Source organism: Pantoea sp. USMM079 (assembly GCF_037153115.1).
Taxonomy (GTDB): domain Bacteria; phylum Pseudomonadota; class Gammaproteobacteria; order Enterobacterales; family Enterobacteriaceae; genus Pantoea; species Pantoea communis.
The window spans coordinates 122,962-136,540 of record NZ_JBBCKX010000008.1; the positions used below are offsets into that span (position 1 = coordinate 122,962).

The following is a 13,579-nucleotide window of genomic DNA, read 5'->3' on the forward strand; positions in this document are numbered from 1 at the left end:
GATCCCCGGCTTTGCTGCCTGATTACTGATTATTTTTTATTCTTACTTATGCCGCTGAAGGATCGATCACCATAAGTAACTGACCCGCCTGCACTTGCTGCCCGGCCTGGCGATAGAAGCAATGGATTTTTCCACTGACTGGCGCCACGATCGGGATTTCCATCTTCATAGATTCGAGAATGCCTACCGTGGCACCCGCTTCAATCTCACTGCCTTCGTCAACCACCCATTGCCACACGCTGCCCGCCACCTGGCTCTCTACCGGGCTACACCCTGCAGGCACCGTAATCTCTTCACTACTCTGTTCCTGCAGCTGACTGTCGAAGGTGAATTGCCCTTCTGCTCGCCAGCGCGCCAGTTCACAGTCAAAAGCCTGCTGACGTTGCTGCTGGAAGGCGTCGATTTCCTCCGCCTGCTCCACCAGCATCGCCTGATAATCTGCGAGGCGGAATTCGCCCTCTTCGCTCCGCAGCGGATAGTCACCCCACGGGAAACGCTCGCGAATGCTGAGCAATTCCTCGGCGCTGACCGGATAAAAACGGATTTGATCAAAGAAGCGCAGCAGCCACGGCTGTGTGAAGGCCGAGGTTTGTCGATCGCGGTTCCACATCTGCATGGTGCGCCCGACAAACTGATAACCGCCCGGCCCTTCCATGCCATAGACGCACATGTAAGCGCCGCCAATACCTACCGAGTTTTCTGCTGTCCAGGTGCGCGCCGGATTGTACTTCGTGGTCACCAGGCGATGACGCGGGTCGAGCGGCGTCGCCACGGGCGCACCGAGATAGACATCGCCCAGCCCCATCACCAGATAGGCGGCGCTGAACACGATCTCCTTCACCTCATCAATGCTGGCCAGACCATTGATGCGGCGGATAAATTCTATATTGCTAGGGCACCACGGCGCATTGGGGCGTACCGACTGACTGTAGCGGGTTATCGCCTCACGGCAGGCCGCATCGTCCCAGCTGAGCGGTAACCACACAGTACGCGAGGGCACAGCGGCCTCGCTGAGGTCGCCCAGCGCATGATCAATGTGCAAAATTTGCGCCAACAGCTCACTTCTCACACAGTGTTGTGCGTCGTAATGCACCTGTAGCGAACGGATGCCCGGCGTTAATTCCAGCTGTCCCGGCAGAGAATGGGCTTCCAGCTGTTGCATCAACGCGTGAACGCGAAAACGCAGCGCGATATCCAGCATCAAATCGCCATACTCTACCAGCAGGAAACGGTCACCTGCCGCACGCACACTGAGCGATGGGCGGCCATTTTCTGCCGCCTGATGGTGCAATAGTGGATCAATAAGGGGCAGCGCAGCGTTCACTGTAAGCGGTACGGATTGCAGTTTGATGATCGCTTCACGCTCTGCCTGCGCCAGTTGATCCGCACTGCTGAGATCGATCGGCAGGAAGCGCACGCGATCCCCTGCTTTGAGCTGTCCCAGCTTCCACAGATCGGCTTCGATCACCGTGGCCGGGCAGACAAAGCCACCGAGCGAAGGACCGTCCGGGCCGAGGATCACCGGCATATCGCCGGTAAAATCCACCGTGCCAAAGGCATAGGCGTTGTCGTGAATATTGGAAGGATGCATGCCCGCTTCACCGCCGTCGCTGCGCGCCCAGGTCGGTTTCGGTCCGATCAGGCGAATGCCGGTACGGCTGGAGTTATAATGCACCTGCCACTCGGCGGCAAAGAACGCCTCGATGTCATCATCGGTAAAGAAGGTCGGTGCGCCGTGCGGGCCGTAAATCACCCGCAGCTGCCATTCGCCGTTGAGTTCCGGCACCAACTCGCGAGGCAAGTCTGCCGTTGCCAGCACCTGCGGATCGGCAAGATGCAATACATCGCCCGCCCGCAAAGCCCGCCCGGCGTGACCGCCAAACTTGCCGAGCGTAAAGGTGCTGCGGCTGCCGAGATAGCGCGGCGTATTCAAGCCGCCCGCCAGCAGCAGATAGCTGCGGCACCCTTCGCTCACATCGCCCAGCGTCAGGGTTTGCCCGGCCTGCGCGGTGACAATCTGGTGCAGAGTTAACGGCTGCTGATCCAGCTGCGCGGCAATCGGTGCGCCGGTCAGAACAAAACTGCACGCCTGATTAAAACGCAGCGTGGGACCGCGCAAGGTAATCTCCAGCCCCGCCGCCTGCGCGTCGTTATTCAATAAGCGATTACCCAACTGGAAAGCGCGGCTGTCAAACGGGCCAGACGGTGGCACACCGACGTGCCAGTAACCGACACGGCCAGGCGCATCCTGCACCGTGGTCAAGGTGCCGCCGCTGAGGATATCCAGCGTGGGCGGTTGCCACTGCACGCCGCCCAGCGTGGCGGTGATGATGCGGCCCTGCTGCACTTCCGGCAAGGAACAGAGATGGCGCAACCACAGCAGATTGGTTTCGATACCGTACAGCTCGGTGGCGTCCAGCACCTGTGCCAGACTGCGCAATGCCACCTCACGGCTGGCCGCATGCACAATCACTTTCGCCAGCATCGGATCGTAGAACGGCGATACTTCCATGCCGGTTTCCACGCTGCTGTCGATGCGCAGCGTGGCGTCTTCACTTTCCGTCGGGAACTGGACGTGACTGAGCAAACCGGCACTGGGCTGGAACTGTTTGGCCGGATCTTCAGCGTACAGGCGCACCTGAATCGCATGGCCTTGCGCTTCGGTCGATAAGGTGTGCAGCGGCGGCAACGTTTGTTGCGCCAGCTCCACCATCCAGCGTACCAAATCCACGCCATACACCATTTCAGTGACGCCGTGCTCCACCTGCAAACGGGTGTTCACTTCAAGAAACCAGAACTGCTGGCTGGCATCATCGTAGACATACTCCACGGTGCCCGCGCTGCGGTAGTTGACCGCACGCGCCAGTCGCACCGCAGTTGCTTGTAGCTCAGCGCGAACCGCCGCACTCAATCCCGGTGCGGGCGTCTCTTCCAGCACTTTTTGGTTGCGGCGCTGAGCAGAACAGTCACGCTCGCCAAGGGCAATCACATTGCCAGCACCATCGCCAAAGATCTGCACCTCAATGTGGCGCGCGCGGGCGATAAACTTCTCTAAAAATACGCCATCGTCGGCGAAATTATTGCCTGCCAGTCGTTTTACACGCGTAAACGCCGCATTGAGCTGTTTGGCATCATCACAACGCTGCATGCCAATACCGCCGCCACCGGCGGTGCTTTTCAGCATCACCGGGTAGCCAATCTTCTCCGCCATCACTCGCGCTTCGTCCAGCGAAGTCAGTAAACCACTGCCCGGCAGCAGCGGCACCTGATTCTCCTGTGCCAGCGCACGCGCACGATGTTTTAAACCGAACGCGGCCATCTGCCCGGCACTCGGCCCGAGGAACTGCACGCCGGCCGCTTCACAGCGCGTCACAAACTCGGGATTTTCGCTGAGGAATCCGTAACCGGGATGCACTGCCTGCGCCCCGCTCTGTGCGGCAATTTCCAGTATTTTTTGCTGATTGAGATAAGTGTCTCGCACCTGCCCCTCGCCCAGCGACCAGGCTTCATCGGCCAGTCGCACATGGCGCGCGTGGCGATCGGCTTCGGCATACACCGCAATCGCGCGGATGTTCATCGCTTGCAAGGTACGGATGATGCGCACAGCAATCGCGCCACGGTTGGCAATCAATACGCGATCAATCATGAGTGAAATCTCTTATTACGGCAGGTCGTCCTGCAGGGACAATGACGGCTTAAAAACGGGTCGTCCCGTTGCGTCAAAGATTCACCACACGCTGACTAAGATCGGCGTCGGGTTGTAACCGTTACAGGGGTTGTTGAGCTGCGGGCAGTTGGAGATCAGCACCAGGATATTCATCTCCGCCACCATCTCGACGTATTTACCCGGTGCAGAAATGCCATCGGCGAAGGTCAAACCCCCGTCGTGCGTCACCGGCACGTTCATAAAGAAGTTGATGTTGTGGGTAATATCGCGACGCGTCAGGCCGAATTCCGGCTTCTCGGCCACCGCCAGCATCCAGCTGTCACGGCAGGAGTGCATATGGCGCTTCTCCAGATCGTAACGCACGGTGTTGCTTTCACAGGAGCAGGCGCCGCCCAACGTATCGTGGCGACCACAGGTATCGGCAGTTATCGTCAGCATCGGGCGATCTAAGTTGGAACGCAGCACGCTGCCCGCACTGAGGAACACATTCTTTTGCCCGCGCAGCGTATCGCTCATGCTGTAACGCTCGGCAGTGTCGTCGGCGTTGAAGAACAGGGTATCGGCAGCCTGATTCCCTTCCAGATCGGTGATACGCAAGGTCTGGCCCGCTTCGATGCGCTGCAGCCAGTAATCACCTGCGTTCACCTGCTGCTGGAATTTAGCTTCGGCGAGATTGAGTAAGCTTTCAGTGATCATCAGATTTCTCCTTGCAGCTGATAGAGAGCGTTGTTGCGCAGTCCGCGCTGATTTTCGGCACGCGCCAGGCAAATGTCCGGCAGCGGCGCGCGCTGGGCGTCCAGTGCGATCTGCACCGGCTGGCGCGGATATTCGCTGCTTACATTCAGCGGATGCGGGCAGGTGTGTAGGATCACCAGCGTGTCCATGGCGAAGCGCAGCCGCACCTGTGCGCCAGGTGCACCCTGCTGCTCCAGTTGCAGCGTGCCGTTATCATCGGCGCGCACCCTGGCAAACAGGTTGAGGCAGGAGGCAACATCTCGCTGGCCGAGGCCGTATTTCGCCAGCTCGACGAGGAAACTGTCGTAGCCGTTTTGATGGCGCAGATTGCGCGCCTGCTGATAGTCGCTGGCGCCGAAGCGTGCGGCAGTGTGCTCAGCATTCAAGGTGCCGCAAACGCTCTCATGCCAGCCGAAACTGTCTTCTTCGATGCCGCAAAAAATGCGCCCCATATCGGAATAAAGGCAGTGCCCGGCTGTCAGACGGAAAGTGTGCTGGCACTTCAGCGTATCGGGCGCGTTGTAGCGCTCCAGCAGATTTTCCGGGTTGTAGAACAGCATGCCGATGTTGGCACCGCCTTCAATATCGGTCAGTGTCAGCGCCGTACCGCTGCGCATCACCAGCGACCAGTGCGATCCCGCCGGTAACAGGGTTTGATAAGCATTCATGTGTTGCTCCTTTAAGCCACCTGCGGCTCAGATGGCAGCGCAACATCAGGCTGTGTGCGATCCAGCGGCAGGTCGTAAGTGATAGTCGCGCCCCAGGCTTGCGGCGCGTGCGGGTCATGACGCAGTTTGTCGAACACCAGCAGGCGTGAAGCCAGGCTGAAGCCCTCTTTCAGGTCATGTGTGATCATAAAAATGGTCAGGTTGTGTTGCTGCCACAGGCGGGTAATCAACTGGTGCATTTCACTGCGGATACCGGGATCGAGCGCACCAAACGGCTCATCAAGCAGCAGGATACGCGGCTGTTTCATCAGCGCCTGTGCCAGCGCCAGGCGTTGCTGCATGCCGCCCGAGAGCTGGTGCGGGTATTTGTTTTGCGCATGCTCCAGGCCAACCTGCGCCAGCATTGCCTGCGCACGCTGACGAATCGCCTGGCGCTTTTTGCCCCACACACGTCCCAGCCAGCGGGCGCTGCTGAACTCTTCCGCCAGCATCACGTTGCCGAGCACCGTCAGATGGGGAAACACCGAATAGCGCTGGAATACCACGCCGCGATGGGCATCGGGTTCGTCGGGGATGGGTTCACCGTCCAGCAGCAGTTGGCCTTTGGTCGGCGATTCGGTGCCAAGTAGCATGTTGAGGAAAGTGGTTTTGCCACAGCCGGACGCCCCGACAATCGCCACAAACTCGCCCTGCTCGACGTTGATGTTGAGACGTTCCAGCACCACCTGATCGCCGTAATGCTTTTCGAGGTTTTTCAGTTGCAGTAATGGCATGGTTCGCTCCTGAATCATTTCGCGTGATACCACGGCCAGCAACGACGGCTGATCAGCCGCAGCAGCAGGTCGAGCACAAAGGCCAGCAGCGCAATCCACGCCACGTACGGCAAAATCACATCCATCGCCAGATAACGGCGCATCAGGAAGATGCGATACCCCAGCCCTTCGGTGGCGGCAATCGCTTCAGCAGCAATCAGGAACAACCACGCTGACGCCAGCGACAGACGCACCGCATCCAGCAGACGCGGCATCATCTGCGGCAGGATCACGCGCCACAAAATCTGCGCGCTGTGCCCACCGAGCGTCTGCGCTTTCACCAGCTGCTCGCGTGGGATTTTCTCCACCTGCAGCTGCAAATCGCGCGCAATCAGCGGAGTAATGCCGATCACGATCAGCACTACTTTCGACACTTCACCGAGGCCAAAGCAGATAAACAGAATCGGCAGAATCGCCAGCGGCGGCACCAGCGCGACTACCGTCACCAGCGGTGCCAGCACTGCCCGCACCACCGGCAGCGCGCCGGTGAACAGGCCAATCGCCAGCGCCAGCAGTGCGCTGATCGCCACCCCGCTCAGCAGGCGCATCAGGCTGGCGGCGGTGTCGGTCCACAGCAGGTATTCCCCGGTGCGCGGGCTGGGCTGAAACGCCATGCGACTGATGGCGTCCCCCATCGCGTTAAACCCTGGCAACAGTTTGTCTGCGGCGTTCAGGCTGAGACGCGCATCCGACGCGAACAGATAGACCAGCAGCAGCGCCAGCAGCGGCAGGATGCCAAGCAGCAGGCGACCGAGCGGCAGCGGTTGGTAGTTGATCAATTTACGCATCGGCATCGTCTCGCTTAAAGCTGACCCGCAGCGGCCAGTTTGGTGAACTCATCGGTGAAGCGCAGTTTCAGGTTGTTGGTATCGCCCCAATTGCCTGCTGGCGTTTCCACGCCCACCACATCGGCGCTCGGTGCCCCTTCGCCCAGTAATCCGTGTTTGAAGGAGAACTCCGCGACCAGTTGCATGGTGGCTTTCAGCTGTGGGCTGTCGACAAAATCGAGGGTGGTTTTGGCATCGCTAAACAGGTGAGTGGCTGCCAGCTGCTGATCGAAGCCCGCCAGATCGGTGCCGGAAGCCTGCGCCATTTGCGTGCGGGCAGCTTTGGCGCTGTCACTGGCGCCGGACATGGTTTTCAGCGTTTCATACCATGCGCCGGTCAGGGCTTTGCCAAGCTGCGGATACTTTTTCAGGGTGGCGGTATTCACCACCAGCAAGTCGAGGATTTCGCCCGGGATCTGTGCAGAAGAGAAAATCAGATGGCTATCCGGTTGCTTTTCCGCTTCGGCCAGCAGCGGGTTCCACGTGACGATGGAATGCACGTCAGACGTGCCGAACGCCGCAACCAGATCGGCATCGGCGGTGTTGACCACTTTGACATCTTTCTCGCTCATGCCCGATTTCTCCAGCGCACGCGCCAGCAGATAGTGAGAGACCGAGAGTTCGACCAGATTGATCGGCTTGCCTTTGAGCGAGGCAATGTTGCCTTTGCCCTTCAGCAGAATGCCGTCATTGCCGTTGGAGTAGTCGCCGACAATCAGTGCGGTGCTGTCCACGCCGCCGGTGGCAGGAATGGTCAGGGCATCCATGTTGGTCATGGTGCAGCCGTCAAAGCCACCGGCGGTGTATTGGTTCACCGATTCGATGTAGTCGTTGACCTGCACAAACTGAATGTCGATGCCGTATTTATCGGCCCATTTTTTCACGATGCCGCTTTGCTGGGCGTAATCCCATGGCATCCAGCCCGCGTAAATGGACCAACAGATCTTGAAGGAGGGTTTGTCGGCGGCCAGCGTATTGACGCTGAACAGTGCGATGGTGCAAAGCAACAGCAAGCGAAGGCAGGCTTTGATCATGATGGTTCCTCTGGCGTTAACGGGCGAAATAAAAGCAGGAGGCGGCGAGCAACGATCTCGCTTTCCTCCCGGGCTTTTGTCCCGCCGTGTAACCGTCAGAGGACGGTCGGTCACTCTCGGACCAGCATCTTTCGACCGGAACCCTAGTGACCCATTGCAAATTGTCTGGCGACATCGGTTGCCCGCTATCGCTCCTGCATCTGCATAAACACATTCAAAAAAAGTGCCAATATTTCAATCCATTGAAAAATAACATCATTCACGTTATTTCCAGTTCGAACAGCTCGCCTCGTGCACAGCAATGCAGCGTGAGCGCACCAACATGAAGCGCACCTTCCTCCGCGAATATTGATGCACCTCGCAGTTTTAAACGAAGCCCGAAAAAACTTTTACTTACTGTTCAAAGGGTTACTCCTGTCACGTGCCTGTCATCTTTGAACCAATTCAATATTGGTTCGCTTCTTGCCTAAGCTGATAAAGCCGATTGCTCAGCCTTTCATCAGTAAAAGTGCTGGTTAATCCGGGATTACCGATCTTTTTCTGATGCTTAAACAGGCGAACCAATCATGAGTCACACGTCAGATAGCGCCCGCAACTCCAGTTCTGCACTGGAGCAATTGCGCCAACTGATCCAGCAACAGGAGCAGCAGCCCGACCGCGCGCTGCCCACGGAACGTGAACTGGCGGAGCGTTTTGGCGTCGGACGCCGTGAGATCCGCCGTGCTCTAGATGTGCTGGAAGAGGAGGGACGCATCTGGCGCAAACAGGGTAAAGGCACCTTTGTTGGTCCTGCTGCACCGGTGCAGCCGCTGGCGCTGCACGACCTGCCGCAGCAGTCGAATCTGCTGGAAGTGATGGAAGCGCGCTTGCAACTGGAGCCAGGGTTAGCGCGACTGGCCGCCCTGCGCGCCAGTAAAGAGCAGATTGCACTGATGAAGCGCCTGCTGGAACGCATGAATGGCATCACTGCCCCAGAGGATGGCGACCAGCACGAACTGTGGGACAGCGCCTTTCATCGCGCCATCGCCGAAGCCGCCGGAAATCGCTTGATGCTGGGATTATTCGATGCCGTGGATGCCGTGCGCCGCGATCCGGGCTGGCAGCATCTGCGGGTGCAGGCGCGCACGCCCGCTCGCCTCAACAACTACGACGACCATCACCAGCGCCTGGTGAATCACATCGCGCAACGCCAGCCGCATGAAGCCGCTGCCGCGATGCGCGAACACTTACTGGCGCTGCAACAGGCGCTGCTTGAAGCGCTCTACAGCCATCAAGAGGAGACGCCATGAACGATCATCCGGTGCTTGCCGTTCGCAATCTGCGTGTGCAGTTTCGCGGTTCGCCCGTCACGGTATTGGACGACATCTCTCTGACGCTGCATGCCGGTGAGACGCTGGCACTGGTTGGGGAATCGGGCTGCGGCAAAAGCATCACCTCACTCACATTGATGGGCCTGCAACCCGCCAGCGCTGAGATTTTACAGGGCGAGATGCAGTTCGACGGGCGCAGCCTGCGCGATCTCAGCGCCAGCGACTACGCCAGCCTGCGCGGCAATCAGCTGGCGATGATTTTCCAGGAGCCAATGACCTCGCTCAACCCGGCCTTTACCCTAGGCGACCAGCTGAGTGAAGCAGTGATGCGCCATCGCCATGTTAATCGCCGCACCGCGATGGAAGCGGCACTGGCGATCCTGCAAAAAGTGCAAATCCCCGCGCCGGAGATGCGTCTGAAAGCCTATCCCCATCAACTGTCTGGTGGCATGCGCCAGCGTGTGATGATCGCCATGGCATTGATTAACAATCCAAAATTGCTAATTGCCGATGAGCCAACCACCGCGCTCGACGTCACCATTCAGGCACAGATTCTGGCGCTGCTGAATACCCTGAAGCAGGAAACCGGTACCGCCGTATTGATGATCACCCACGACCTGGGCGTGGTGGCCGAAGTCGCGCAGCGCGTCGCGGTGATGTACGCCGGTCAGGTGGTGGAAACCGGCAGCGTGGAAGCGATTTTCAACGATCCCCAGCATCCGTACACCATTGGTCTGATGGGGTCGATTCCCAGCCTGAGCGCGCGCAGCGGCGCCCTGGCGACCATTCCCGGCCAGGTTCCGCTGCCGGATAACATGCCTGCGGGCTGCCGCTTTGCCAATCGTTGCCCGTTTGCCGAACTCCGCTGTCAGCACAACCGCCCAGCACTGCGTGCACTGGCGAACGATCATCAGGTTGCCTGTTTCCGCGCCCCACTGGAACAGCATGTCACGCTGGGAGAGACCGCATGAAACCGATTTTAGAGTGCCGCGATTTAAGCAAAACCTTCGCCGGGCCCAACCGCTTACTCAAACGCAATCGCGGCGTCACGGCGGTGGATCGCGTGTCGTTACAGGTGATGCCGGGCGAAACGCTGGCCATTGTCGGCGAATCAGGATCAGGCAAATCGACCTTGGGACGTTTGCTGCTGCGTCTGCTGGCCGCCAGCGCCGGGGAAGTACTCTACCAGGGTGAAAGCATTACCGATGCCAGCGGCGCACGCCTTAATCAACTACGCCGTGAGCTGCAAATCATCTTTCAGGACCCCTTTGCCTCGCTGAATCCACGCATGACGGTGCAACAGATTGTCGGCGAGCCGCTGTGGCTGCATGAAAAACTGAGCCGAGAGGCGCGCCATGCTCGTGTTGCGGAACTGCTTCGCACCGTGGGTTTACCTGCGGCCTGGGCAGAGCGTTATCCGCACGAATTTTCCGGCGGTCAGCGTCAGCGTATCGGCATCGCCCGTGCCCTCGCCTCCCAACCCAAATTGCTGCTGGGCGATGAGCCGGTTTCCGCCTTAGACGTTTCCGTACAGGCGCAGGTGGTGAATCTGCTGGAAAGCCTGAAACAGCAGTTTGGCCTGACGATGATCATCGTGGCGCACGGTCTGGCGGTGATTCGCCATATGAGCGATCGCGTGGCGGTGATGTACCTCGGACAGATTGTTGAAGTCGCCACCGTGGACGAGATTTTTGATGCGCCGCTGCACCCCTACACCCAAGCGCTGATCGCCTCCGCGCCGCAGATGCAACCGGGTGTCAGCCGCCAGATTCCGATGTTGCAAGGTGATCTGCCCAATCCAGCCAATCCGCCCAGTGGTTGTCGTTTTCACACCCGCTGCCCATGGGCGGCATCGGATTGCCGTCAGTTTGAACCGATTAACCAGGTGCTGAGCGGTGGCCGCCAGATTGCCTGTCATCGCTGGCAAGAGATTAACCGCGATCGCAGCGTCATCGTGATTGCACCTCCTTCTGCCGCCTTTTTACGTCGCCGCGCGCTATTTGAGCAGGCGGTCAAGCAACAAGCCTAACCCTCTGGAGATTCGCCTGTGAAGAAAGCTCGTTTATCCTTACTCACGGCCTTAAGCGGCCTGCTCTTGCTCGGTGCCAGTGCACACAGCCAGGCGGAAAGTGTGATTCGCATTGGTCTGGGTGCCGACCCGGACATGCTCGATCCGCATCTGGCGCGCACCTATTACGGTCGCTTTGTGTTTGCTGCCATGTGCGACCGCTTGGTGGATGTGGATGAGAACCTGAAAGTGGTGCCTGGCCTGGCAACCGATTGGGCGTGGAGTGATGACGGCAAAACCCTGACTATGAACCTGCGTGAGGGCGTGACCTTCCAGGATGGCGAGAAGTTTGATGCTAACGCGGTGAAGTTCAATATTGAGCGTGCGCTGACGCTGCCGGGTTCGCTGCGTAAAAGCGAAATCTCTTCCATCGACAGCGTGGAAGTGAGCGGGCCGATGCAGGTGAAGTTCCACCTGAAAACGCCAGATGCCGCGCTGCTCAGCCAACTCACCGACCGCGCTGGCGCGATGCTGGCACCGGAAGCGGCCAAAAAACCAGATTTCGCGACGCATCCTGTCTGCTCTGGTCCGTATCAGTTTTCCAGCCGCGTGCAGCAGGACCGAATCGTGCTAACCCGCTTTGAAAACTACTGGAACAAAAGCGCTTACCACTTCGATAAAGTGATTTTCCTGCCGATCCCGGATGCCTCGGTGCGTCTCGCCAACCTGCGCGCAGGCGATCTCGACCTGACGGAAGGCGTCGCGGCCAGCGATGTGAAAACGGTAGAAGACGACAGCAAGCTGGCGCTGGCCAAAGTCACCGGCCTCGGCTATCAGGGCATCACTTTCAATATCAATAACGGCAAGGTAGACGCCAACAGTCCGCTGAAAGATCCGCGTGTACGCGAAGCCTTCTCGCTGGCAATTGACCGCGACGCGCTGAATCAGGTGGCGTTTGAAGGGTTATATACCCCGTCCAACCAAGCGTTCTCACCGGTCAGTGCCTATCACGTCAACACCCCAATCAGTACACGTGATGTGGAGAAAGCCAAAGCGTTGCTGAAGGCGGCGGGTGTCACCACGCCGCTCAATCTAACGCTGCTGGTCACCAACAATCCAACCGCACAGCAGGTAGGCCAGGTGATTCAGGCGATGGTCGGTGAAGCGGGCATTAACCTCAACTTGCAGATGAGTGAGTTCGCCAGCTTGCTGGATCGTCAGCAGCGTGGCGATTACCAGCTTAGCTTATCCGGCTGGTCCGGCCGTCCCGATCCCGACGGCAGCATCTACTCATTTATCAACAGCAAAGGCACGCTCAACGACGGTCGCTACAGCAATGCCCAGGTTGATGAGTGGTTGAGCGCCGCACGCCTCACCAACGATCAGGTGCAGCGTCAGGCGCTGTACACCAAGGTGGTGAATCAGCTGCAAACCGATATGCCAATCGCCTATCTCTATTTCGAGCCGCGCATCTTCGGCATGACGAAAAAACTGCAGGGCTTTAAAGCCTGGCCTGATGGCTTAGTACGCCTCGCGGGTGTGAGCCTGGCGCAGTAAACCGCTGAGGAGCGATGATGCTGGAACTGATTGTTAAACGCTTATTGCTGGCGATCCCCACGCTGCTGCTGGTGAGCATCATGGTGTTTGCGCTGCAAAAGCTGCTGCCGGGCGATCCGGTGCTGGCGATGGCGGGTGAGGAGCGTGATCCCGCGGTCATCGCGCAGCTGCGGGCGGAATACCATCTGGATGATCCGATCCCCACGCAGTATTTCTCGTGGATCGGCAATGCGCTGAAGGGTGACTTAGGCATGTCACTGCGCACCAAAGAGCCGGTGACCTCGCTGATCGCCAGTAAGTTGCCGGTAACGCTGGAACTGTCGCTGCTGGCGATGGTGATTGCGCTAGGTATTGGCATCAGCATGGGCATTATCGCGGCGGTGCGCAAAGACACCTGGGTCGATCACACCACCAATTTTGTCGCGCTCTCCGGCATATCGGTGCCGCATTTCTGGCTGGGGATTCTGCTGATCCTGCTGTTTTCCGTGCATCTGCAATGGCTGCCAGCCTCAGGCTTTGTCCCCATCAGTGAAGATGTGGCGCAGAACCTGAAAACGCTGCTGCTGCCGGCGTTGGTGCTGGGTACCGGCCTCGCCGCCACGCTGATGCGCCATACGCGGGCGTCAATGATCAGCGTGCTGAAGGCCGATTACATCCGTACCGCGCGCGCCAAAGGTCTGCTGGCCCCGAAAGTGGTACTGAAGCACGCCTTTCGTAACGCACTGATGCCGATCGTCACGCTCACCACCTTGCTGTTTGGTGAGCTGCTGGGCGGTGCGGTGTTAACCGAGCAGGTTTTCACCCTACCCGGTTTCGGCAAGATGATTGTCGATGCGGTGTTTAACCGTGATTACGCGGTGGTACAAGGTGTGGTGCTGGTGGTGGCGATCGGCTTTCTGCTGCTGAATCTGCTGGCCGATGTGCTCTATCTGTTAATCAACCCGAAAATGCGAGGCTAACC

At 58.8% G+C, this 13,579-nt stretch carries 11 protein-coding genes and 1 riboswitch; of the genes, 5 read left to right on the forward strand and 6 right to left on the reverse strand.

The window, feature by feature from the left end:
• Positions 1-46: 46 nt before the first annotated feature.
• The 6 genes from uca to WFP70_RS13715 form a co-directional block, all read right to left on the reverse strand.
• Positions 47-3,646, reverse strand: a complete 3,600-nt coding sequence (gene uca, locus WFP70_RS13690) for an urea carboxylase (RefSeq protein ID WP_337023584.1) — start codon at positions 3,644-3,646, stop codon at positions 47-49.
• 81 nt (positions 3,647-3,727) lie between these two features.
• Positions 3,728-4,363, reverse strand: a complete 636-nt coding sequence (locus WFP70_RS13695; protein WP_337023583.1) for an urea amidolyase associated protein UAAP2 — start codon at positions 4,361-4,363, stop codon at positions 3,728-3,730.
• Positions 4,363-5,070 carry an urea amidolyase associated protein UAAP1 gene (locus tag WFP70_RS13700; protein WP_337023582.1) on the reverse strand — a complete coding sequence of 236 codons (708 nt, stop codon included), beginning with the start codon at positions 5,068-5,070 and terminating at the stop codon, positions 4,363-4,365. Before WFP70_RS13700 ends, WFP70_RS13695 begins: the two co-directional genes overlap by 1 nt.
• Before the next feature lie 11 nt (positions 5,071-5,081).
• The gene (locus tag WFP70_RS13705) at positions 5,082-5,843 is read right to left on the reverse strand and encodes an ABC transporter ATP-binding protein (RefSeq protein WP_097118480.1); all 762 of its coding nucleotides are present in this window, start codon (positions 5,841-5,843) and stop codon (positions 5,082-5,084) included.
• A gap of 14 nt (positions 5,844-5,857) precedes the next feature.
• Complete coding sequence (locus WFP70_RS13710; RefSeq protein ID WP_058961099.1) at positions 5,858-6,670, reverse strand: ABC transporter permease; 813 nt, start codon at positions 6,668-6,670, stop codon at positions 5,858-5,860.
• Positions 6,671-6,684: 14 nt separating this feature from the next.
• The gene (locus tag WFP70_RS13715; RefSeq protein WP_337023581.1) at positions 6,685-7,743 is read right to left on the reverse strand and encodes a putative urea ABC transporter substrate-binding protein; all 1,059 of its coding nucleotides are present in this window, start codon (positions 7,741-7,743) and stop codon (positions 6,685-6,687) included.
• A 63-nt stretch (positions 7,744-7,806) separates the two neighbouring features.
• Positions 7,807-7,901, reverse strand: a riboswitch (guanidine-I (ykkC/yxkD leader).
• A gap of 408 nt (positions 7,902-8,309) precedes the next feature.
• Here WFP70_RS13715 and WFP70_RS13720 point away from each other — a divergent pair.
• From WFP70_RS13720 to WFP70_RS13740, 5 genes are read left to right on the forward strand one after another with little or no spacing between them, the layout of a single operon-like run.
• Positions 8,310-9,032: a FadR/GntR family transcriptional regulator gene (locus tag WFP70_RS13720; protein ID WP_167141170.1), complete on the forward strand. Its 723-nt coding sequence runs from the start codon at positions 8,310-8,312 to the stop codon at positions 9,030-9,032.
• Positions 9,029-10,024, forward strand: a complete 996-nt coding sequence (locus WFP70_RS13725) for an ABC transporter ATP-binding protein (protein ID WP_167141168.1) — start codon at positions 9,029-9,031, stop codon at positions 10,022-10,024. The genes WFP70_RS13720 and WFP70_RS13725 overlap by 4 nt, the downstream gene beginning before the upstream one ends.
• Positions 10,021-11,082 carry an ABC transporter ATP-binding protein gene (locus WFP70_RS13730; protein WP_337023580.1) on the forward strand — a complete coding sequence of 354 codons (1,062 nt, stop codon included), beginning with the start codon at positions 10,021-10,023 and terminating at the stop codon, positions 11,080-11,082. The genes WFP70_RS13725 and WFP70_RS13730 overlap by 4 nt, the downstream gene beginning before the upstream one ends.
• 18 nt (positions 11,083-11,100) lie before the next feature.
• On the forward strand, positions 11,101-12,618 hold the full coding sequence (locus WFP70_RS13735) for an ABC transporter substrate-binding protein (RefSeq protein WP_337023579.1): 1,518 nt from the start codon (positions 11,101-11,103) through the stop codon (positions 12,616-12,618).
• A gap of 17 nt (positions 12,619-12,635) precedes the next feature.
• A complete protein-coding gene (locus WFP70_RS13740) occupies positions 12,636-13,577 on the forward strand; it encodes an ABC transporter permease (RefSeq protein WP_034827746.1) in 942 nt (313 codons plus the stop codon).
• Positions 13,578-13,579: the final 2 nt, after the last annotated feature.